Source organism: Micromonospora sp. NPDC047557, from assembly GCF_043205095.1.
GTDB lineage: Bacteria > Actinomycetota > Actinomycetes > Mycobacteriales > Micromonosporaceae > Micromonospora.
On the sequence record NZ_JBIDDK010000006.1, the window covers coordinates 182690 to 203532 of the forward strand.

The following is a 20843-nucleotide window of genomic DNA, read 5'->3' on the forward strand; positions in this document are numbered from 1 at the left end:
GGGGCACCTCCCAGCCACGATCCACCACCGCCCCCACCGCCGTCGGCGGAATGGCGAGGGACGGCGCTGGCAGCGGGTTGTGGCCAGCCCTACCGGACGAACGAGCACAGCAGGGCGGCGTACGGGCCACGCGGCCGGCCGAGCCCGACCGCGATCAACGCGAACCGGGTGCCGGGCAATGGTCGCTCGGCCCGGTGTTCCCGGCGTCCACGGCCGTCGACCCGTGGCCGGAGCTGCCGGACGACGCTCCGCTGTGGACGGTGCCCGGGGCGGCGCTCGACGCCGGTCACGTGGACCGCCTGGATCGGGAACAGGCGGGCGGCTGATGGAACGTGTCGCCTTCCTCATCGACTCCTCCGGGGAGCGGGTGGACTGCCTGCTCAACCCGGAGACCGTGCAGGTGACCCGGCTCGCCGGCGTACGTCATCGGGGCGCGGGCGGCGGGCAGCTCACCGGGTCCGGACTGGCCGACGACCCGCTGGTCTTCACCGGCGGCGGCCGTACGGAGCTGGTGCTCGACCTGCTGTTCGACGTCGACTTCGTCCAGGCCCAGGTCCGCCCCACCGACGTACGGGTGCTCACCCGGCCGCTGTGGATGCTGGCCGAGAACTCCACCGCCGAGCACGGGTGGCTGCGCCCACCGCTGGTCCGGCTGGTCTGGGGCAAGACCTGGAACGTGCCCGGCGTGATCATCGCGGTGGCCGAGCGGTTCGACGCGTTCACCGGTACGGGCTCGCCACGGCGCTCCTGGCTGCGGCTGAAGCTGGTCCGGGCCGCCGAGACGGCCGACCAGGCGCAGGCGGGATTCGCCGAGGAGCTGGCCGCGGTGAGCACCCCGGCCGCCGCTCCGGGCAGCGCCGTGGTCGCCGCCGGTGACGGTGCCGCCGAACCGGGTCACTCCGGGGTGCGGTTCGACCTGCTGGCCAACGACGCGCTCGGGTCGCCGCTGCGGTGGCGGTTGCTGGCCGAGCACAACCGGATCACCGACCCGCTCGCGGTGCCCGCCGGCACGACCCTCGCGGTCCCCACCAGCGCCTCGGGCGGCGGCGGGCCGGAGTCGACGCTGGCCCCGATGGCGCGGGCGGTGGCCGGCGCGGTGGGCGCCGGCGCGTCGTTCGTGGGCGCCTCGATCGCCACCGCGAGCTGGGCCACGCCGACCGGCACGACGACCGCCAGCACCAACCCGGACAGCACGCCGCTCGGCACCGGCTCGGGGAGTACGCCATGACCAGCGTCGCGCCCCGCGCGCTGACCGTTTCGCTGGACGGCGTGGAACTGAACGCCACGGCCCGCCAGCGGGTCCGCTCGCTGCGGGTGGCCGCCCGGCTCGACCAGCCGACCCAGGCCGAGCTGGTGCTCGCCACCGCCGCCGGGAACGGCGCCCTCGACCCGGCGGCGCGGCCGGGCACGACCCTCGACGTGCGGCTCGCCGATCATCCCGACGCGCTGTTCACCGGTGAGGTCACCGCCGTGGAGGTCGAGTACGCCGCCGACGGCGCGGCCGTGCTGCGCCTGCGGGCGTACGACGCGCTGCACCGCCTGCGCAAGCGGCAGGACCTGCGGGTCTTCACCTCGGTGACGGCGGCGGAGCTGGCCCGTGAGCTGTGCGGCGAGGTGGGGCTGACCGTGACGGCGGAGAGCGACGGGCCGCGACTGGAACGGCTGCTTCAGCACCGGCACAGCGACCTGGAGCTGCTCCGGGAGGTCACCGGCCGGGCCGGGCTGCACCTGGCCGCCGACGGCGACGACGTCCGGCTGATCACCCTCGCCGGCTACGGGGAGCCCGTCGCGCTGGCCCTGGGCGCGAATGTGCACACCCTGCGGCTGTCCACCAACGCGGACCAGGCCAGCGGCGCCAGCGCCGCACTGGGGTGGCATCCGCAGCGGGCCGAGCCGATCAGCCAGCAGGCCGACGAGGCGCGCTGCGGCCGGCCGGCAGGTGACCGGCCGGACCCGGCCGACGTCGGGGCGGACGGGGTACGCACCGCCGTCGACCAGCCGGGGCGCAGCGACGACGAGTTGGCGGCCCTGGCCCAGGCGCGACTGGACCTGCGCGCCGCCGCGCTGGCCACCGCCGAAGGGCTGGCCGAGGGTGATCCGGCGCTGCGGCCGGGCCGGCGGATCGACCTGGCCGGTGTGCCCGACCCGCTGGCCGGGGCGTACGTGCTGACCGAGGTGGTGCACACAGTGGACGGCGACGGGCACCTGACCCGGTTCTCCACCGTGCCACCGGCGGCTGTGCCCACGACGGCGGCCAACGCGGCGGGCGCGGCGGTGGTCACCCTGGGCACCGTCACCGACGTGGCCGACCCCGACGGGTTGGGCCGGGTGCGGCTGACCCTGCCGGCGTACGGGGACCTGGACGCCGGCTGGCTCGGTGTGCTCTGCCCCGGTGCGGGACGCGGCAAGGGCCTGGTGGCGCTCCCCGATCCGGACGACACCGTGCTGGTGGTGCTGCCCGGCGGCGAGCCCGCCTCGGGCATCGTGCTGGGCTCGCTGTTCGGCGCCGTCGAGCCGTACGACGCGGGTGTCGACGACGGGAGGTCCCGCCGCTGGTCCCTGCGGACCGCCGGCGGGCAGTCGATCGTCGTGGACGACGTCCAGCGCAGCCTGCGGCTCGCCACCGAGGGCGGCAGTTGGCTGGAACTCACCCCCGACCTGGCCACCCTGCACGCGGCGAGCGATTTGGTGATCTCCGCGCCGGGCCGGGCCATGGTGGTCCGCGCCCGCAGCGTGGACTTCCTGCACGCCGAGGCGGCGGAGGACGCGTCCACTGCGGCGCAGCAGGCCCGTTCGCTCGCCCGCGCCCATCACGAAGGAGGCGGCTGATGCGCTGGATCCACCGCGACTCGGTGATCACCTGCGACCACGACGGCCGGGTCGAGAACCGGCCCTCGCAGCTCTGGGTGACCGTCACCGCCGTGCCGGTGCTGGTGGACGACGACCCGGAGGGACGAAAGATCATCGCCTGCCCGAACTACGGCCCCACGGTCAAGCCGTGCACGACGACCGAGGGCCTGCGCGTCGGCTACAGCGACTGGCTGCGGATCGACGGGCAGCGGGTGGTGCTGTCGCACCTGGAGGGGTTCACCAACGGCACGCCGCCCAAGGCGATCCACCACACGGTGCGCGACCCGCGCCAGCAGTTCCTGGGGGCGGACCGATGAGGGCGTTCCGTTTCGTCGGCGCGGGCTTCGACGCCGGTCGGGGCGGCGGGCTGGCGCTCACCGCGGCGGGCGGCCTGGCCATGACCGAGGGCGACGAGAGCGTACGCCAGGCGCTGTTTCTGTTGTTGTCCACGACGCCGGGCGAACGGCTGATGCGACCCGGGTACGGCTCCCGGCTGCACCGGCTGGTCTTCGCGCCCAACGACGACACGACGGCCGGGCTGGCCATCCACTACGTCCGGCAGGCCATCGCCCGCTGGGAGCCCCGGGTGGAGGTCATCGACACCGACGCCGGACCGGACCCGGACGACGCGTGGCGGCTGGTGATCCGGCTGGACTACCGGGTGCGGGCCAGCCTGACGCCCGGGCAGCTGGTGTTCTCCGTGGACCTGCTCCCCGCCGACGACGAACCGGGAGGACAGTCATGACGCTGCCCGTGCCGCACCTGGACGACCGTGGGTTCCTCGACCTCGTCACCGAGGCCCGCGAGCGGATCCAACAGTCCTGCCCCGCCTGGACCGACCTGTCGGCGCACGACCCGGGCATGGCACTGGTGGAGGCGTTCGCGCACCTCACCGAAGTGATGATCTACCGGCTGAACCAGTTGCCGGAGAAGGCGTACGTCTCGTTTCTGAACCTGCTCGGGGTGGCGCGGCACGCGCCCACCGCGGCCTGGGCGGACGTCGTGTTCACTCGCGCCGGCACCGACCGGGGCGCGGTGCGGATCCCGGCCGGCCTGCGGGTCGCGGCGGCGCGCGGCGCCGATCCCCGACCGGTCCTGTTCGTCACCACCGAACCGGCCGTGCTGGCGGCCGGGGAGGCGTCGGTGACGGTCCGGATGCACCACTGCGAGCCCGTCGAGGCGGAGCTGCTGGGCGTCGGCACAGGGCAGCCGGGCCAGGTGCTCCGGGCGGCGCACGCCCCCCTCACCCACACCGGCGAGCCGCTGGACCTGCTGCTCGGGGTGGAGGTGCCGGCCGGCTCGGTGGAGCTGGGGGTGGCAGCCCGCGAGCACGACGGCCGCACGTTCGAGATCTGGCAGCCGGTGGACAGCTTCGCCGGGCTCGGTCCGCAGGCCAAGGCGTACCTCGTCGACCGCTGTTCGGGCACCGTCACCTTCGCCCCCGCCCTCGACCTGCGACCGCCCGCCGCTCCGGGCGAGGCCGCCGTGCCGCGCGGGCCGGTGACGGTGGCGGCGGTGCCGCCGGCCGGGCGACAGGTCCGGCTCTGGTACCGGGCCGGCGGCGGTCCGACCGGCAACGTGGCGGCCGGCACGCTGACCAGCCTGCGCGATCCACTGCCCGGGGTACGGGTCGACAACCCCGCGCCCGCGGCCGGCGGCCGGGAGATGGAGGCGCTGGAATCGGTGCTGCTGCGCGGCCCGTACGAGTTCTTCGCCCAGCAGCGTGCCGTCACCGCCCGCGACTTCGAGGTGCTGGCCACCAGCTCCGGCGCAGTGGCGCGGGCCCGCGCGTTCACCCGCTCGGCCGTCTACAGCTTCGCCCGGCCCGGTGAGGTCGAGGTGGTGCTGGTGCCGTACGTGCCGCCGACGGCCCGCCCGGGTGGCCGACTGCCGGTGGCGGTGCTGCGCGAGCACGAAATGCCCGAGGCTCGCCACCGCGTCGAGGCGGACCTGGAACAGCGCCGGATGGTCGGCATCCGCTCGCGGGCCACCTGGGCCCGGTTCAAGGCGGTGTCGGTGCGGGCCCGGGTGGTGGTGCGCCGGGAGGAGGACGTGGACGCCGTCCGGCGACGCATCCACGACCGGCTGCACCAGACGCTCAGCCCGCTGCCCACCGCGCTCAACCCGACCGGCTGGCCGTTCGGTGAGCCGCTGCGCGCGTCCAACGTGTACCGGTTGTTGGAGCACGCCGAGCCGGGCGTGCGCTACGTCGAGTCGGTGCGGTTCGTGGTCGACGAGGCCCCCGACGCCGACGTCCGCGCCCTCGCCGTCGACCAGTACCAGCCGCGCACCTGGTACGCCGGACGCGGCCCGGTGCTGTTCCGCTCCAGCAACGCGGGCTCCGGCTGGGAGCCGGCCGGCCGGTTCGACGACGAGACGGTGCTGCGGGTGGCGCCCGCGCCGGCGCCGGTGCGACCGGGCATCGTCGCGCGTCCCGGCTCGGTTGCGGTGGTGACGCTGCGCGCCTCGGGTGGCTCCCGGGTGCACCTGAGCACGGACCTGGGTGAGACGTGGTCGCTGCTGACCGACCTGGACTCGCGCATCTCCGACGTGGCGTGGCTGGACCGCGACGGCGCCGGCGCGCTGCTGGTGGCGACCGACACCGGGCTGTACGAGGTGTCGCTGCTGCCCGGCGCGGTGCCGCTGCAGATCCTCGTCGACCCGTCCGACGCCGACCGGGGCTTCTACGCCGTACGCGCGTTCGTCTCCGAGCGGGGCGCGCCCGGTGTGGCGGTCGCCGCGCAGGCGGGCTTCGGGGTGTACCTGTCGACCGCCGGTGGCCGGCCGGGCAGCTTCGCGCACGTCGGGCTCTCCAACGTGGACAACAGGGTCCTCGCGGTGCAGTACGACGGCCCGGCCACCCTGCTGTGGAGCGGCGCGGGCGAGCCGGACCCGAAGAAACCCGGCCAGGGCTGCCACCGCACCCGGCTGTTCGAGTCCGACGTGCAGTGGCAGACCGTGCAGGCCGGCTGGATCGGCGGGACCTGTCGCGACCTGGCGTTCGCCGGATCGCAGGCCCTCGCCGCCACGCAGAGCGGCGGGGTGCTGCGGCTGGACACCCTCGCGGCCCAGCCGCAGTGGCAGTCGGTGTCGGTCAACTGCGGGCTGCCGCTGCGCGACCGGACCCGGTTCGTGCCGGTGGACGCCGTCGCCGTGAGCGGCCCGGCGACCGTCGGCGCGAACGGTCCCACGGCGGGCGACCGACTGGTCCTGGCCTGCGGTGAGCGCGGCGTGTACCGCAGTGCCGATGCGGTCAACTGGACCGCCAGCGCCAACCAGGCCACCGCCGACGTGGTGACCGTCCCGGACACGTGGCTGCTCTGCTCCGGCGAGCACGACATCGAGGTGGTGCGCCAGGATGCGACGCTCGGCGATTGAGCGGCTGCTGCCCGCCGCCTACCAGCGGGCGTGCGTGCCGGGCAGCGTGCTCTGGGCGCTGCTGGACGTCATGGAGGGGCTGCACGCTCCGGACGAGGCGATCCTCGCCGAGGTGGACGCCCTGTTCGACCCGTACCGGGCGCCCGACCACCTGGTCGTTCGGTTGACCCGCTGGGTGGCGATGGACCACGTGGTGGCCTCGCCCCGGCCGGACGCCCCGCTGCCGCTGCCGGTGGGCCGGCTCCGTGACCTGGTGGCCAACGGCGCGCTGCTGGCCCGGTGGCGCGGCACCCCGTACGGGATGCGCCGAGCCCTGGAGCTGGCCACCGGGCTGTCCGGGTTCGTCATCGACGAACCCGACGAGCGGCCCTTCCACATCGTGGTGCGGGTGCCGGCGGCCGCCGCCGGTCAGCTCGCCGTGATCACCCGAATCGTCGAGGCGGAGAAGCCCGCGTCGACCACCGCCGAGATCGTCGTCGCCGCTTCGCCGCCACCCACCCCGCCGAGCGCGGCACCGTCCGCAGAGGAGCCGTCATGACCACCGAATGGACCGTCGTCGCTGCCGCGTCGCAGTTCACCCTGGATGCCGCCAACCACGGCGAGCTGACCTTCACCGTCTCCAATCCGGGCCTGGCGCCGGACACCGTGGTCTTCGACGTGGCACCCGGCGAGGGCAGCCAGCGGGCCTGGTTCACGGTCACCGAGCCGCAGCGGGTGGTCCCCGGGCAGGGCTCGGTGTCCTTCCTGGTCCGCCTCGCCGTACCGGCGGGCACCGCGCCGCGCCGCTACGACATGACCGGGTTCGCGTACTCGGCGAACACCGCCCCGGAGGAGAGCTCGCGCTCCAGCGGCCGGGTGACGTACGAGGTCCGCGCGGTCGCCGCGCCGAAGCGGACGCCGTGGCCGTGGATCGCCGCCGCGGCGGCGCTGGTGCTCGTGGTCGGCGGCGTGGTCGGCTACCTGCTGACCCGCCCCGACGGCACACCCACACCGGGCGCGCCACGAGTCGTGACGGTGGAGGCGGAGAGCCTGGTCGCCGGCGCTCGGATCGAATCGCCGGCGAAGACCGCCGCGGCGGTCGGGGCGCAGGAAAACTGCTGCGACGTGACCTGGTCGGGCGACAAACAGCTGTTCTTCACCGGCCTGGCACCCGGCGACCGGGTGAGCGTCACGGTCGAACTGCCCGCCGACGCGCTCTGGCGGTTCTCCACCAGGCGCACCACGTCCTTCGACTACGCCAACACCATCTGGCAGGTCGACGGGGTGCAGCTCGGCGGCACCTTCTTCGGCTTCACGCCGAACGTCGTCCTGCAGGACTTCACCGACGTGGGCACCGTCCGGCTCGGGCCGGGTCGGCACACGCTCACCCTTGTCGCGGTGGGCAAGACGCAGGGCTTCGACAGGTACTTCGCCGGCGTGGACCAGATCCGGTTCACCGAGGTGACCGGGGCGGTCGCGCAGCGATGAGCGGTCGGCAGAAGGTGGTGCTGGTGACCCTGGCGGCGCTGCTGGTGGCGTTCTTCGTCCTCGCCATCGGCGTCTCCGGCGGCGACCAGGGCCGCGCGGACGATCCGCCGGGGGTCGTCGAGCGGCTCGGCCGGCTCGCCGGCGCGAGTACGAGCGTCGACCCGGCGACCGTGCAGGCCGACTGCGACCGCACCGGCGACGTGCTCAGCTTCGTCGGCGGTTGCGCGGTGCGGGTCGCCGACCCGGGCGAGCTGCGGACTCTGGTGCTGCGCAGTGGTCGCCCGTTCGTGGTGCGCGCTCCGGCGCCCCGCGACGCCGACCTCACCGTGCGCTCCGAGGTCGAGCCGGACGACGGCGGCGAGGCGGTCGCCCGGATCGCCGTCGATCGTGCGGTCACGGTGCTGCTGAGCTGTCCGGGAGGTGTCGGATGCACGGTCACCGTCGCCGCCGACTGACCCGTCCACCGGCCGGGCCCGTGCCGGCCGCCGGCTCCGGCCGCACGCCCGTCGGCCGGCACGACCGCGAGGAGGCCCGACATGGGTGAGCTGCGCAAGCCCTTCCTGCTGCTCGCGCTGGTCGCGGTCACGCTTGTGGTCCTCGTCGAGATCGGATCGTCGCTGCTCACCGGGGGTGGGGACGCCACTGGCGCGATGCTGGCCGGCGCGGCGGACCTCGGCGTGGAGGTGGACGCCGGCGGAATCAGCGAGCCCTCCGGGCGGGGTACGAGCTACCTGGCGCTGATCGACGTGGTGGCGCTGTGGACCACCGGCCTGTTCTGCCTGAGCCTGGTCGTGCCCGAGCGGGTGCAGGGCCGGATCCAGGGTGTGGCGACGCTGATCTTCTCGATCCTGCTCATCCTGGGCTCGCTCGTGCTGCTGATCATCGCCTTCGTGGAGCTGACCATCATGGTGTCGCTGTTCCTGGCCGTGCCGTTCGGCACCCTGGCGTACCTGGCGTTGTGGGGTTTCTTCCCGGTGGGCGAGGCGAGCCTGCTGCTGGGGCTGGCGCTGCTGCTGAAGCTGGTCTGGGCGGCGCTGCTGCTGCTCGCCCAGCCGCGGTTCGCGCAGAACAAGGGCCTCGTGCTGCTGGCGCTCACCACCTTGCTCTGCACCGTCGTGCTGGAGTTCCTGCACCGGCTCGTCCCGGTCATCGTGGTGAGCATCCTCGACGACGTGGGCGCGCTGGTCTTCGCCATCGTGGCCATCATCTGGGGTCTGGTCCTGCTGATCGGCTCCATCCCCGCCATCGTCAAGTCCGTGCGGGTGACCGCCGCCCTGCCCACCCGCTGACCTCCGAGGTCGCACCACAATCAGTCGATTGCCTCCCGGCCGAGGCGATGATCGCCGGGAGAGCCGAGCAGTGCCCCGGCGGCGGCGACGTCCAGGGCGCCGTCGGCGACGACCACCCGGTGCCGACCCCGCCGCGTCGCGCCGGCCGCGATGGTCACCGGACGCGCGAACGCGAAGGCCACCCCCACCCCCGGGTACATGGCGGTCCGCACGAACCATCGGTCGCCGTCGCCAAGACCATCGAAGACCAGGGTGTACGCCCCACCGTCCGGCCCGGCGCCGACGAGGGCGACCCACGGCTCGGCGGAACCGTTGACGGCCTCCTCCCCCGTCGCGCTGGCGCTGAACACTCTGGCCGGCTCGGCCGAGACCGCCCGCCAGAAGAACCCGCCGTAGCCGGCCCCGCCGGGGCGACCGTTGGTGGCCGGGCTGCCCAGCCGCACGTCCTGCCCGGCGGGGGCGTTGAGCGCGTAGTCCAGCTCCAGCCGCCAGGCCGGCAGCTCCCCCGCCGGCCCCTGTCCGGTCACGCCGACGGCCGCCAGGTGGCGGCGCTCGGTGAGCAGCACCGCCCCTGTCGGGTCGCGCCACTCCAGCCGGTGGGCCAGCCGGTCCGGCAACCGCTGCGACCAGCCGGTGTGCGCGATCCGCCCGTGGTCGTCGCGCCACGTGTAGCCGACGTCGCGCACGTAGGTGCGCCCGCCCCACAGGTTGCTGCCGTTGACGTCCTGCACGGCGAGGGAGGCGCCGAGGTGCCACACGTGGTCGGCGGGGAGCGCGTCGGTGACCAGCGTGCCGCCCAGGGTGCGTACCGGGTGCAGGTACGGCCGGGGCCCGTGCCGCGCGTCCAGTGCCGGGTCCACCACGTACCGGGCCACCTCCGTCCCGCCGACCAGCAGCCGCGCCGGCTCCTCGGCGGCCGTCTCGACCTGCTCGGGCCCGGTACGGGCCGCCGCGTCACCGCCGGCGGCCGCCGGCTCGGCGCTCACGGCACCTCCGGCTGGGCGTAGACCGGCCGGCCGCCAGCGACACCGGCGGAGACCGGCCGGCGGCTGGCGACACCGGCGAGAGCCGGGCGGCGGCTGGCGACGGCGTGCAGGGCGGCCACGGTGTAGCCGGCGAGGATCGGCACCGCGACCGGGGTGACCAGGACGGCGAGCAGCCCGGCCAGCGCGGTCACCCCGGTGAGGGCGGCCCAACGGGTCGGCGCGTCGAGGCAGGCGCAGGCGGCCCAGCGGGCCGCGACCCGCCACCGCCCGCCCCCGTTGCCGCCCACCTCGACGACGACCAGCCCGGCGTACCCGGCCAGACCGGCCGCGACCAGCGCGGTCACCGCCAGCGCCGGCGGGCCGCCCGGCACCCGGCCGGCGGCCAGCGCCGCCAGGTCGGCGGCGAGCAGCCCGGCCACGGCGAGCGCGAGCAGACTGACCGGCACGCCGGGCAGCACCGCGCGGCCGAACCGGCGCAGGGTGGCCCGCGCCGACGGCCAACTGCCGGTACGCGTCCAGTCGTGCACGGCCGCGCTGGCCACGCCGACGGCCGCGGCGGCGGTGAGCACCGGCGCCGCGGCGAGGGTCAGCAGGATGCCGAGCAGCGCGAGGTCGGCGGCGTCCCGGGCGACGTCCCGCCAGTCCCGTCGCCCGCCGGTGTCGACCGGCTCAGCCCTTGATGCCACTGGTGTTGATCCCCTCGACGAGCATCCGCTGGAAGGCGACGAAGAACAGGAAGACCGGCAGCAGCGACAGCACCGACATGGCGAACATCGGCCCGACCGCGCTCTGGCTGGTCGAGTCGATGAACAGGGTCAGCGCGACCGGCACGGTGTAGTCCTGGAGCTGGGACAGGAAGACCAACTGGCGGAAGAAGTCGTTCCAGGTCCAGATGAACGAGAAGATCGCCGTGGTGACCAGCGCGGGACGGCTCAGCGGCAGGATGATGTGCCGGAAGATGCCGTACGGGCCGGCGCCGTCGATCCGGGCCGCCTCGTCCAACTCGCGCGGGACGCCGCGCATGAACTGCACCATGAGGAAGACGAAGAACGCCTCGGTGGCCAGGAACTGCGGGATGAGCAGTGGCAGGTACGGCCAGTCGCCGCCCACCAGCCCGAGCGTCCGGAACAGGATGTACTGCGGCACGATCAGCACGTGCTGGGGCAGCAGCAGCGTGCCGATCATGACGGCGAACCACATGCCGCGCAGCCGGAACCGCAGCCGGGCGAAGGCGTACGCGGCCAGCAGGCAGGAGAGCCCGTTGCCGACGACGGTGAGCAGGCTGACCATCGCGCTGTTGAGGAAGAACCGACCGAAGCTGACGTCGAAGTTGGACCACCCGGCGGTGTAGTTGCCCGGGGTGAAGCGCTCGGGCAGCAGCCCGACGTTGTTGACGATCTCCTCCTGGGATTTCACCGACGTGCCCACCATCCAGATCAGCGGGTAGAGCACCACGACGACGATCACCACCAGGATCAGCAGCCGCAGCAGAGGCCGGCCGTTCGGGCGTCGCGGGGCGATCGCCGCCGGGTCCACAGTCACCGGTCCTCCCCGTCGGAGTAGTGCACCCAGAACCGTCCGGTGCTGAAGAAGATCGCGGTGATGACCGCGATGGCGAGCAGGAACACCCAGGCCATCGCCGAGGCGTAGCCCATGTTGAGGTCGGTGAAGCCGGTGATGTAGAGGTTCAGCGTGTACATGAGGGTGGAGTCGACCGGGCCGCCGGTGCCGTTGCTGAGCACGAACGCGGCCGTGAAGCCCTGGAAGCCGTTGATCGTCTCCAGCACCAGGTTGAAGAAGATGACCGGGGAGAGCATCGGCAGCGTGACGTTGCGGAACTGGCGGAACCTGCCGGCGCCGTCGACCGAGGCGGCCTCGTACAGCTCGGTGGGCACCTGCTTGAGCCCGGCCAGGAAGATCACCATCGGCGCCCCGAACTGCCAGATGGCGAGCACCATCAGCGTCTCCAGGGCCCAGTCGGGGTCGTTGACCCACGGTCTGCCGGTGATGCCGACGAGGCTCAGCAGCGAGTTGAACGCCCCGTCGCGGTTGAACATGTTGACCCAGACGATGGCCAGCGCGACGCTGCCGCCGAGCAGCGACGGCAGGTAGAACAGCCCGCGGAACAGCCCGACACCGCGCCAGGCACGGTTGAGCAGCAACGCCACGCCGAGCGCGGTGGCCAGCTTCAGCGGCACCGCGACCAACGCGAACGTCAGGGTGACCCGCACCGCGTGCCAGTACGACGGGTCGGCGGTGAACATCCGCTCGTAGTTGGCCAACCCCACCCACCGCACCTCGGAGAACGGGGTGAGGATGTCGTAGTTGGTGAAGCTCAGGTAGAGCGACAGCAGCATGGGGACCGCCGTGACACCCATCAGACCGATGAGCCACGGCGACAGGAAGACGTACCCCGCCAGACCTTCGCTGTGCCGGATGCTGCCGGGCCCACGCCTAAAGGCGTGGGCCCGGCCGGATCCGGGGCCGCGTCGGGTCGGGTCGGGCGCCGTGGTCAAGGCCACGAACAGCTCCTCTCCTCGCCTCGTGCGGCGGTCAGGCGATGGCGGACTTGCACGCCTCGACGAACTGGGCGGCGGCCTGCGCGGACGTGGCCCGGCCGTACTGCACGTTCTCGGCGGCCTTGGTCAGCTCGGACTTGACCTTGCTGTGTCCCTTGATCGGCACCTGCGGGGACTGGCCGAACTTCTGCGCCAGCTCGGTCTCGACCGCGATGGACTGCTTCATCGCCGGGTCGGTGGTGTCGTCGCTGACCACCCGGCGCAGGTCCAGGTTGGACGGCAGGCCGCGGTCGGTCCCGAGCAGCTTGACCGCCTCCTGGTCGTTGTTCAGGAAGTTGATCACGTCGACCGCGACGTCCTTGTTCTTGCTGCCCTTGAAGACCGACCAGTACATGGAGGCCCGGGCCCACTGCGCGCTGGGGTCACCGGGATAGGCGACGACGCCCAGCTCGTCCTTGGTGTTCTTTTTCAGGTCGGGCATCTGGTTGGCCCAGACCCAACTGGTGCCGGCCTTGCCGGTGACCACCAGCTGCTTGGTGACGTCGCTGGAGTTGCCCTCGTGGATGACGTCGGCGGTCGGGGTCGCCTTGCGGTCCCGCGCGCCCTTCCACAGGTCGAACCACGCGGTCACGTCCTCGGCCGCGAAGCCCAGCTCGTTGCCCTTGTAGAGGTCCTTGCCCTGCTGGCGCAGCCAGATCCAGTACGCCTTGTAGTCGGCGCTCGGGTCCTGGGTGCCGGGTACACCGGTCTTCTCCGACACCTGCGCGGCCCAGGCGATGTGCTGCTCCCAGGTCATCCCGGTGGTGGGCTCGGGCAGGTTGTGCTTGGTCAGCAGCGTCTTGTTGTAGACCAGGCCCTGGGTGTTCTCCCCGGCGGCCACCCCGGCGAGCTTGCCGCCGACCACGCCGTACTCCAGCAGGCTCTTGGGGAACTTGGTGACGTCGAGCTTGCCGGAGTCCTGGTAGCTCTTCAGGTCGAGGGTGGTGCTGCGGGCCGCGTACTCGGCGAGGTAGTTGTCGTCGATCTGGAACAGGTCCGGCGGGTTGCCGCCGGCGGTGAGCGTGGCGAGCTTGTCGAAGTAGCCCTGGTTGGCCTGCCAGGTCTTCTCGAAGGTCACGTTCGGATGCTTCTTCGTGTAGAGGGCCAGGGCGTCCTCGGTCAGCTTGGCGCGGGCGTCGCCGCCCCACCAGAAGATCGAGAGCTTGACCGGCGTGTTCGGGTCGGCGGCGCCGTCGTCGTCTCCGCAGGCGGCGCCGCCGAACATCAGCGGCGCGGCGACGGTCGCGGCGAGCAGGCCGCGCAGGAGTCGCCGCCGGGGCACCGGGGTACCGTGATGGCGCCCGGCGGGCGTGTCAGTGGTGGGGGGCGTTGCGGGGTGCATGTGCGCTCACTCCTCGGCATTAGGAGGCGACGGCGTCACCGGTGGCCGCGGTCGGGACGCCCGGGCCCGCAGGGCAATGCGGGTCCGGGCCAGGCGGCGCGGCCAGGGGACGTGCCGGTCGGGCGTGTGGGCCCGGGCCGGTCGAGTCGCGGATGACCAGGTCGGTCTGGAGCATTACCTGTGCGGTGGTACGACGAACGCCGAGCGCCGTGCCGGCACCGGGGCTCCGCGCGCCGCGCGGTGACTCGATGTCCTGTTGCAGCAGCATGTCGACGGCCGTCCGGCCAGCGGCCCCGGTGGGTGTGGCCACCGTCGTCAGTTTGGGGCGGGTGAGCCGACTCAGGGCGATGTCGTCGACCCCGACGACACTCACCTCCTGGGGCACCCGGACCCCGAGCGCGTCCAGCCCCTCGATGAGGCCGATCGCCATCAGGTCGTTGTAGGCGAGCACGGCCGTCACGCCACTGCGCCGCACCTGGTCGGCGACGGCGAGGCCGCCGGTCTCGGTGGGCGCGTTGGGGCCGAGCACGGTCAGCTCCGCGCCGCCGCTGCGGGCGGCCGTGGCGGCGGCGCGGCGCATCTCCCGGTTGGTCCACGAGCTGCGGGGGCCGCCGAGCAACGCGATGCCGCGGTGACCGAGACCGATCAGGTGCTCGATCGCCGCCCGGGCGCCCTGCCCGACGTCCATCAGCACGCAGGGCAGGCCGGCCACCTGGCGGTTCACCACCACCAACGGCACCTCCCGGCTGAGCTGCTCGATCAGGCTGTTGCTCATCCGCGGGCTGCACAGCAGCACCCCGTCGACCTGCTTGGCGAGCGCGTGGACCAGCTCCTCCTCGGCAGTCGGGTCCTCGTTGGTGTCGGCCACGAAGACGTGGTAGTCGCGATGGCGGGCCTGGCTCTCCGCCGCCTTGATCAGCGGCGGGAAGAACGGGTTCGCGATGTCCGCGATGATCAGGCCGATGTTGTGCGTCCGCCCGGTGATCAGGGCCCGGGCGGCGCGGTTCGGCCGGTAGCCCAGGTCCTCCGCGCAGGCGAGCACCCGGACCCGGGTCTCCGGGTTGACCAGGTGCGGGGCAGAGAAGGTGCGGGACACGGTGGAGATGTGCACCCCGGAGGCGCGGGCGACGTCCCGGATGGTGACTGGCACGGCGGGCCCTTCGTCCGATGTGGCGACGGTCACGTGGGTGCCGCCAATTAATGCAAACGGTTGCTCCAGTGTCAACGGTCAATGGTTGCGATTCTGTTGCGTCGACGCTCCCCGTGGTGACCTACAACGCCGCAAACACTGACATTTATCGCCGATTGCGCCGCCGGCGTTGACGCCGTCGCATCGATCGTGGTTACTTCACTGCAAACCTTTGCAGGGATCACCTGGGGGCGACCACATGTCACGGAGATCCGACGCGCGAGTCCGGTACGCCGTCGTGGGCACCGGCGCACGGGCCGAGATGTTCGTCCGGGCCCTGGTGCTCGACCACGCCGACACCACCGAGCTGGTCGCCTTCGCCGACGTGAACCAGGCCCGGATGGACGCGCACAACCGCTGGCTCGCCGAGCTGGGCCACCGCCCGGTGCCGACGTACCCGGCCGGTGAGTTCCGGGCCATGCTGGACAAAGAGCGGGTCGACATCGTGCTGGTGACCAGTGTGGACGTCACCCACGGCGAGTACGTGGTGGCCGCGCTGCGCGCCGGCCGAGACGTCGTCACCGAGAAGCCGATGACCGTCGACGCCCCACGCTGCCGACGCATCCTGGACGCGGTGACCGAGACCGGCGGCCGGGTGACTGTCGCCTTCAACTACCGCTACAACCCGCTGCACGAGCAGGTCCGCCGCCTGCTCGCCGACGGCGCGGTCGGTGAGATCGGCTCGGTGCACTTCGAGTGGCTGCTCGACGTTCGGCACGGCGCCGACTACTTCCGGCGCTGGCACCGCGACAAGGCCACCTCCGGCGGGCTGATGGTGCACAAGGCCAGCCACCACTTCGACCTGGTCAACTGGTGGCTGGGGGCCACCCCGGTCGAGGTGTATGCCGCCGGCCGCCTGTTCTTCTACGGCGAGGACGGTCGCCGGCACGGCTACGCCCGCGACTACGAGCGGGCGTACGGCTCCCCCGCCGCCGTCGACGACCCGTTCGCGCTGCGCCTCGATGCCCACCCCCGGCTGCGCGAGCTGTACCTCGACGCCGAGGCCGAGGACGGCTACCAGCGCGACCGCAACGTGTTCGCCCCGGGCGTGAGCATCGAGGACGACATGGCCGTGCTCGCCCGCTACTCCACCGGCGCCACGATGACCTACCACCTCACGGCGTACGCCCCCTGGGAGGGCTACCGGGTGATGGTCAACGGCAGCCGGGGTCGCCTGGAGCTGGAGGTGACCGAGAACGACTTCGTCGACCGGGGCACCGCGGGCGCGGTCAAGGGCGCGGCGCTGCACGGCGTCGAGGCGCCGGCCGAAGGGGGCGGCGCGACGCTCACCCTGCGCCCGTTCTGGGAACCGCCCCGGCAGATCCCCGTCGAGGGTCGTACCCGCCACGGGCACGGCGGCGCGGACGCCCGGATGACCGCGGTGCTCCTCGGCGGCCAGCCCGATCCGCTGGGCCGCGCCGCGACGGCCGACGACGGCGCGCTGGCCCTGCTCACCGGCCTGGCCGCCAACCGGTCCTTCGAGACCGGGCAACCGGTCCGGGTCGCCGATCTGCTCACCCCCCGCTGACCATCGACGAGGAGCCCCGCCCCGTGCCGACGTCCGACCACACCGACCTGCTCCTGCCCTCCGAGCCCGGGCAGCGCGCGATCGCCCGGGAGCTGTACGCCCTCGCGGCGCAGCAGCCGATCATCTCGCCGCACGGGCACGTCGACCCGGCCCTGCTCGCGCAGGACCAGCCCTTCGGCGACCCGGCGCGGCTGCTCATCGTGCCCGACCACTACCTGACGAGGATGCTGCTCAGTCAGGGCGTCCCCCCGGCGGACCTGGGCGTGCCGACCCGCGACGGCAGCCCGACCGAGACCGACGGCCGGGTGATCTGGCGGCGCTTCGCGGCGCACTGGCACCTGTTCCGGGGAACCCCGTCGCGGCTCTGGCTGGAGCAGACCTTCCGCACCGTGTTCGGGGTGCACACCCCGCTCGGCCCGGCCACCGCCGACACCGTCTACGACGAGATCGCGGCCCGGCTCGCCGAGCCGGACTTCCGGCCCCGGGCGCTGTTCGAGCGGTTCGACATCGAGGTGCTCGCGACCACCGAGTCGCCGCTGGACGACCTCGCGCAGCACGCCAAGCTCGCCGCCGACGGGTGGGGCGGGCCGGGCGGCCGGGTGGTCACCACGTTCCGCCCGGACGACGTGGTGGACATGGAGTACGAGGGCTGGGCGTCCAACGTGGCGCGCCTCGGCGCGCTGGCCGGCGAGGACACCGGCACGTACACCGGTTATCTGGCCGCGCTGCGGGCCCGGCGGGCCGCGTTCATCGCGGCCGGGGCGACCTCGTCGGACCACGGCCACCCCACCGCCCGCACCCTGGACCTGACCCCGGCCGAGGCCGCCCGGCTGTACGACCGGGGTCTGCGCGGCACGGCCGACGCGGCCGACGCGGAGTCGTTCCGGGCGCACATGCTCATGGAGTTCGCCCGGATGTCGCTCGACGACGGCCTGGTCATGCAGCTGCACCCCGGCGCGGTGCGCAACCACAACCGCTGGCTGTACGACCGGCACGGCCGCGACGTGGGCGGCGACGTGCCGCAGGCCACCGAGTACGTGCACGCGCTCGCGCCGCTGCTGGCGCGCCACGGCAACGACCCTCGGCTGCGGGTGGTGCTCTACACGCTCGACGAGGACACCTTCACCCGCGAGCTCGCGCCCCTCGCGGGCGGCTACGCCGCGCTGCTGCTCGGCGCGCCCTGGTGGTTCCTGGACTCCCCCGAGGTGCTGCGCCGGTTCCGGGAGACGGTCACCGAGAGCGCCGGCTTCTACAACACCACCGGGTTCGTCGACGACACCCGGGCGTTCTGCTCCATCCCGGTACGCCACGACGTGGCCCGCCGGGTCGACGCCGGCTTCCTGGCCCGGCTGGTCGCCGAGCAGCGGCTGCCGCTGGACGAGGCGGCCGAGACGATCGTCGACCTGGCGTACCGGCTGCCCAAGCGGGTCTTCAACTTCGAAGGGGTCGACAAGTGAGTGTCACCATCACGTCCGTCGAGGTGCACGACGTGCGGTTCCCGACCGCCGCGCGGGGCGACGGGTCCGACGCGATCAACCGGGGCGACTACTCGGCGACGTACGTCGAGCTGGGTACCGACGCCGGGCCGGTCGGCGCCGGGTTCACGTTCACCAACGGCCGGGGCAACGAGATCACCTGCGCGGCGGTGCGGGCGCTGGCCCACCACGTCCAGCGGCGGACGATCGAGGAGATCGTGGCCGAGCCCGTGGCGTTCTGGCGCTCGCTCAGCGCCGACGTGCAGTTGCGCTGGCTGGGGCCGGAGAAGGGTGTCATCCACATGGCGACCGGCGCGCTCGTCAACGCCGTGTGGGACCTGCGGGCCAGGATCGCCGGCAAACCCATGTGGCGGTTCCTGGCCGAACTGCCGACCGACGAGCTGGTCGCCAGCGTCGACTTTCACCACATCACCGACGCGCTCACCCCGGACGACGCCGCGGCCATCCTCGACAAGGGACGCGACGGCATGGCCGACCGACTGAGCACGCTCGAACGTGACGGTTTTCCTTCGTACACCACCTCGGTCGGTTGGCTCGGCTACCCCGACGACAAGGTGCGCGCGTTGACCCGGCAGGCGTATGACGACGGGTGGCGGGCGATGAAGATGAAGGTGGGCGGCCCGCTCGCCGACGACCTGCGCCGGGCCCGGATCATCCGCTCCGAGATCGGCCCGGACGCGCTGCTGATGATGGACGCCAACCAGGTCTGGGACGTCGACGAGGCGATCACCGCGATGACCGCCCTCGCGGAGGTGGACCCGTACTGGATCGAGGAGCCGACGCACGCCGACGACATCCTCGGGCACGCCCGGATCGCCCGCGCGGTCACCGAGCTGACCGGCGGCCGGTGCCGGGTGGCCACCGGCGAGGTCGCCGCCAACCGGGTGATCTTCAAGCAGCTGCTCCAGGCCGAGGCGATCGGCGTGATGCAGATCGACGCGTGCCGGGTCGGCGGCGTCAACGAGGTCCTGGCCGAGCTGCTGCTGGCGGCGAAGTTCGGGGTGCCGGTCTGCCCGCACGCCGGCGGCGTCGGCCTCTGCGAGTACGTCCAGCACCTGGCGATCTTCGACTACCTGCGGGTGGGCACCACCCTGGACGGTCGGATGATCGAGTACGTCGACCACCTGCACGAACACTTCGTCGACCCGGTACGCACCCGCGGCGGCCGCTACCTGCTGCCCGACCGGCCCGGTTACAGCGCCACCATGAAACCGTCGTCGATCGCCGAGTTCCGCTTCCCGGACGGTCCGGCATGGCGGTGACCGTCGGCGCGTCCCGCCTCGGCCTGGGGGTGCTGCGCCACCTGCCCGTCGAGTCCCGTCCCCTCATCCGGCCGGGCACCGTGCCGACGGGCGTCGTCCACCTGGGGTTGGGCGCGTTCCACCGGGCGCACCAGGCCGTCTACACCGAGGCGGCGGTCGGCGCGGCCGGCGGCGACTGGGGCATCGTGGCCGTCGCCCCGCGCAGCACCGCAGTGGTCGAGGCGCTCACCGCTCAGGACAACCTGTTCAGCGTCAGCGCCCTGTCCGCCGCTGGCACCACCACCCGGGTGGTGGGCGCGCTCAGCGGCGTACGGCATGCTCCCAGCGACCCGGACGCCGTGGTGGCGTTGCTCGCCGACCCGGCGGTACGCGTCGTGACGCTCACCGTCACCGAGAAGGCGTACCAGCTCGACCCGGTGACCGGCCGACTCTCCCCGGACGCCGCGCTCGCCGCGGACCTCGCCGGTCATCGGGCACCGACGACCGTGCCGGGGCTGCTGCTGCGTGGGCTGGCCGCCCGCGCCGCCGCCGACGCCGGGCCGCTGGCGCTGGTGAGCTGCGACAACCTGCCGGCCAACGGCCGGCGGCTGCGCGGTCTGGTCGACCAGGCGGTCGAGCGGGCCGCCGGGGTGCCCGCCGGGCTCGTCGACTGGGTGGTCGCCAACGTGACCTGCCCCGGCACCATGGTGGACCGCATCGTGCCGGCCAGCACCCCGGAGACCATCGACGCGGCCCGCCAGGCGCTCGGCGTGACCGACCTGGCCGCGGTGGCCGCCGAACCGTACGCGCAGTGGGTGATCGAGGACGACTTCCCCGGCGGGCGGCCCGGCTGGGAGCACGCCGGGGCGGTGCTCACCGGCGACGCCGGGCCGTGGGAGCGGTTGAAGCTGCGCACCCTCAACGGCGTGCACTCGGCCGTGGCGTACCTCGGCGCGCTGGCCGGCCGGGAGACCATCGCCGACGCCCTGGAGATCCCGCACCTGACCGACGTGCTGCGCCGGCTGATCGCCGAGGACGTCGCGGCCAGCTTCACGCCGCCGGACGGGGTGCGCGTGGTCGACTACGGCGAGCAGGTCCTCGCCCGGTTCGCCAACCCGGCGATCCGGCACCGCACCCTGCAGGTCGCGGTGGACGGCTCGCAGAAGTTGCCGCAGCGCATCCTGCACACCATCGCCGACCTTCGCGCGGCCGGCCGGTCCGCGCGCTGGGGCGCGCTGGTCGTGGCGTCCTGGTTGCGCTTCGCCCTGGGGTACGCCGACGACGGCGGACCGCTGCCGTTGCAGGACCCCCTCGCGGGGCCGATCCGGTCCGCCCTGGACGCCGGCGCGCAGAGCCCGGCCGGCGCGGTGGACGCCGTCTTCGCGCTGCGCGAGGTCATCCCGGCCGAGGTGGCCGACGACGACGAGGTACGCGCCGAGGTGACCGCCTGGCTGACCGCGCTCGGCCGACACGGCGTCGAGGCGACCCTGGCCGGTGCCCGGTGAGCGGGTCGGCATTC

Annotated in this window: 20 protein-coding genes; 14 read left to right on the plus strand and 6 right to left on the minus strand. The window is 73.4% G+C overall.

Annotated elements, in window-relative coordinates; genetic code table 11:
• The first annotated feature begins 194 nt into the window (after window positions 1–194).
• The 10 genes from ACGGAQ_RS17190 (at window position 195) to ACGGAQ_RS17235 (ending at window position 8984) form a co-directional block, all read left to right on the plus strand.
• Window positions 195–326: a hypothetical protein gene (locus ACGGAQ_RS17190; protein ID WP_363939500.1), complete on the plus strand. Its 132-nt coding sequence runs from the start codon at window positions 195–197 to the stop codon at window positions 324–326.
• Entirely contained in the window at window positions 326–1228 is a 903-nt protein-coding gene (locus tag ACGGAQ_RS17195) for a hypothetical protein (RefSeq protein ID WP_393050062.1), read from the plus strand. The genes ACGGAQ_RS17190 and ACGGAQ_RS17195 overlap by 1 nt, the downstream gene beginning before the upstream one ends.
• Window positions 1225–2829, plus strand: coding sequence for a contractile injection system protein, VgrG/Pvc8 family (locus tag ACGGAQ_RS17200; protein WP_393050065.1), 1605 nt, complete (start codon window positions 1225–1227; stop codon window positions 2827–2829). The genes ACGGAQ_RS17195 and ACGGAQ_RS17200 overlap by 4 nt, the downstream gene beginning before the upstream one ends.
• On the plus strand, window positions 2829–3167 hold the full coding sequence (locus ACGGAQ_RS17205; RefSeq protein ID WP_393050069.1) for a hypothetical protein: 339 nt from the start codon (window positions 2829–2831) through the stop codon (window positions 3165–3167). Before ACGGAQ_RS17200 ends, ACGGAQ_RS17205 begins: the two co-directional genes overlap by 1 nt.
• Window positions 3164–3595 carry a GPW/gp25 family protein gene (locus ACGGAQ_RS17210; RefSeq protein WP_354862851.1) on the plus strand — a complete coding sequence of 144 codons (432 nt, stop codon included), beginning with the start codon at window positions 3164–3166 and terminating at the stop codon, window positions 3593–3595. Before ACGGAQ_RS17205 ends, ACGGAQ_RS17210 begins: the two co-directional genes overlap by 4 nt.
• Window positions 3592–6228 carry a putative baseplate assembly protein gene (locus ACGGAQ_RS17215; protein WP_393050072.1) on the plus strand — a complete coding sequence of 879 codons (2637 nt, stop codon included), beginning with the start codon at window positions 3592–3594 and terminating at the stop codon, window positions 6226–6228. The genes ACGGAQ_RS17210 and ACGGAQ_RS17215 overlap by 4 nt, the downstream gene beginning before the upstream one ends.
• Complete coding sequence (locus ACGGAQ_RS17220) at window positions 6209–6766, plus strand: phage tail protein (protein WP_393050074.1); 558 nt, start codon at window positions 6209–6211, stop codon at window positions 6764–6766. Before ACGGAQ_RS17215 ends, ACGGAQ_RS17220 begins: the two co-directional genes overlap by 20 nt.
• Complete coding sequence (locus ACGGAQ_RS17225) at window positions 6763–7695, plus strand: hypothetical protein (RefSeq protein ID WP_393050076.1); 933 nt, start codon at window positions 6763–6765, stop codon at window positions 7693–7695. The genes ACGGAQ_RS17220 and ACGGAQ_RS17225 overlap by 4 nt, the downstream gene beginning before the upstream one ends.
• Window positions 7692–8150, plus strand: coding sequence for a hypothetical protein (locus ACGGAQ_RS17230; RefSeq protein ID WP_393050079.1), 459 nt, complete (start codon window positions 7692–7694; stop codon window positions 8148–8150). The genes ACGGAQ_RS17225 and ACGGAQ_RS17230 overlap by 4 nt, the downstream gene beginning before the upstream one ends.
• A gap of 81 nt (window positions 8151–8231) precedes the next feature.
• On the plus strand, window positions 8232–8984 hold the full coding sequence (locus ACGGAQ_RS17235) for a hypothetical protein (RefSeq protein WP_393050082.1): 753 nt from the start codon (window positions 8232–8234) through the stop codon (window positions 8982–8984).
• A gap of 20 nt (window positions 8985–9004) precedes the next feature.
• Here ACGGAQ_RS17235 and ACGGAQ_RS17240 read toward each other — a convergent pair whose 3' ends face one another.
• From ACGGAQ_RS17240 to ACGGAQ_RS17265, 6 genes are all read right to left on the minus strand, one after another.
• Window positions 9005–9970 carry a PmoA family protein gene (locus ACGGAQ_RS17240; RefSeq protein ID WP_393050084.1) on the minus strand — a complete coding sequence of 322 codons (966 nt, stop codon included), beginning with the start codon at window positions 9968–9970 and terminating at the stop codon, window positions 9005–9007.
• Window positions 9967–10656 carry a hypothetical protein gene (locus ACGGAQ_RS17245; RefSeq protein WP_393050087.1) on the minus strand — a complete coding sequence of 230 codons (690 nt, stop codon included), beginning with the start codon at window positions 10654–10656 and terminating at the stop codon, window positions 9967–9969. Before ACGGAQ_RS17245 ends, ACGGAQ_RS17240 begins: the two co-directional genes overlap by 4 nt.
• Complete coding sequence (locus ACGGAQ_RS17250) at window positions 10640–11401, minus strand: carbohydrate ABC transporter permease (protein WP_393050414.1); 762 nt, start codon at window positions 11399–11401, stop codon at window positions 10640–10642. The genes ACGGAQ_RS17245 and ACGGAQ_RS17250 overlap by 17 nt, the downstream gene beginning before the upstream one ends.
• 107 nt (window positions 11402–11508) lie before the next feature.
• Window positions 11509–12492: a carbohydrate ABC transporter permease gene (locus ACGGAQ_RS17255; RefSeq protein WP_393050090.1), complete on the minus strand. Its 984-nt coding sequence runs from the start codon at window positions 12490–12492 to the stop codon at window positions 11509–11511.
• A 31-nt stretch (window positions 12493–12523) separates the two neighbouring features.
• A complete protein-coding gene (locus ACGGAQ_RS17260; RefSeq protein ID WP_393050093.1) occupies window positions 12524–13870 on the minus strand; it encodes an ABC transporter substrate-binding protein in 1347 nt (448 codons plus the stop codon).
• A 19-nt stretch (window positions 13871–13889) separates the two neighbouring features.
• Entirely contained in the window at window positions 13890–15020 is a 1131-nt protein-coding gene (locus ACGGAQ_RS17265; RefSeq protein ID WP_393050095.1) for a LacI family DNA-binding transcriptional regulator, read from the minus strand.
• A 238-nt stretch (window positions 15021–15258) separates the two neighbouring features.
• On the opposite strand from ACGGAQ_RS17265, the gene ACGGAQ_RS17270 reads away from it, so the two are divergent.
• The 4 genes from ACGGAQ_RS17270 to ACGGAQ_RS17285 are packed head-to-tail and all read left to right on the plus strand — an operon-like array spanning window position 15259 to window position 20829.
• Window positions 15259–16587, plus strand: a complete 1329-nt coding sequence (locus tag ACGGAQ_RS17270; RefSeq protein ID WP_393050097.1) for a Gfo/Idh/MocA family protein — start codon at window positions 15259–15261, stop codon at window positions 16585–16587.
• Window positions 16588–16610: 23 nt separating this feature from the next.
• Entirely contained in the window at window positions 16611–18044 is a 1434-nt protein-coding gene (gene uxaC / locus ACGGAQ_RS17275) for a glucuronate isomerase (RefSeq protein ID WP_393050100.1), read from the plus strand.
• The gene (locus ACGGAQ_RS17280; protein ID WP_393050102.1) at window positions 18041–19345 is read left to right on the plus strand and encodes an enolase C-terminal domain-like protein; all 1305 of its coding nucleotides are present in this window, start codon (window positions 18041–18043) and stop codon (window positions 19343–19345) included. Before uxaC ends, ACGGAQ_RS17280 begins: the two co-directional genes overlap by 4 nt.
• Window positions 19336–20829, plus strand: coding sequence for a mannitol dehydrogenase family protein (locus ACGGAQ_RS17285; RefSeq protein ID WP_393050105.1), 1494 nt, complete (start codon window positions 19336–19338; stop codon window positions 20827–20829). Before ACGGAQ_RS17280 ends, ACGGAQ_RS17285 begins: the two co-directional genes overlap by 10 nt.
• Window positions 20830–20843 lie beyond the last annotated feature (14 nt).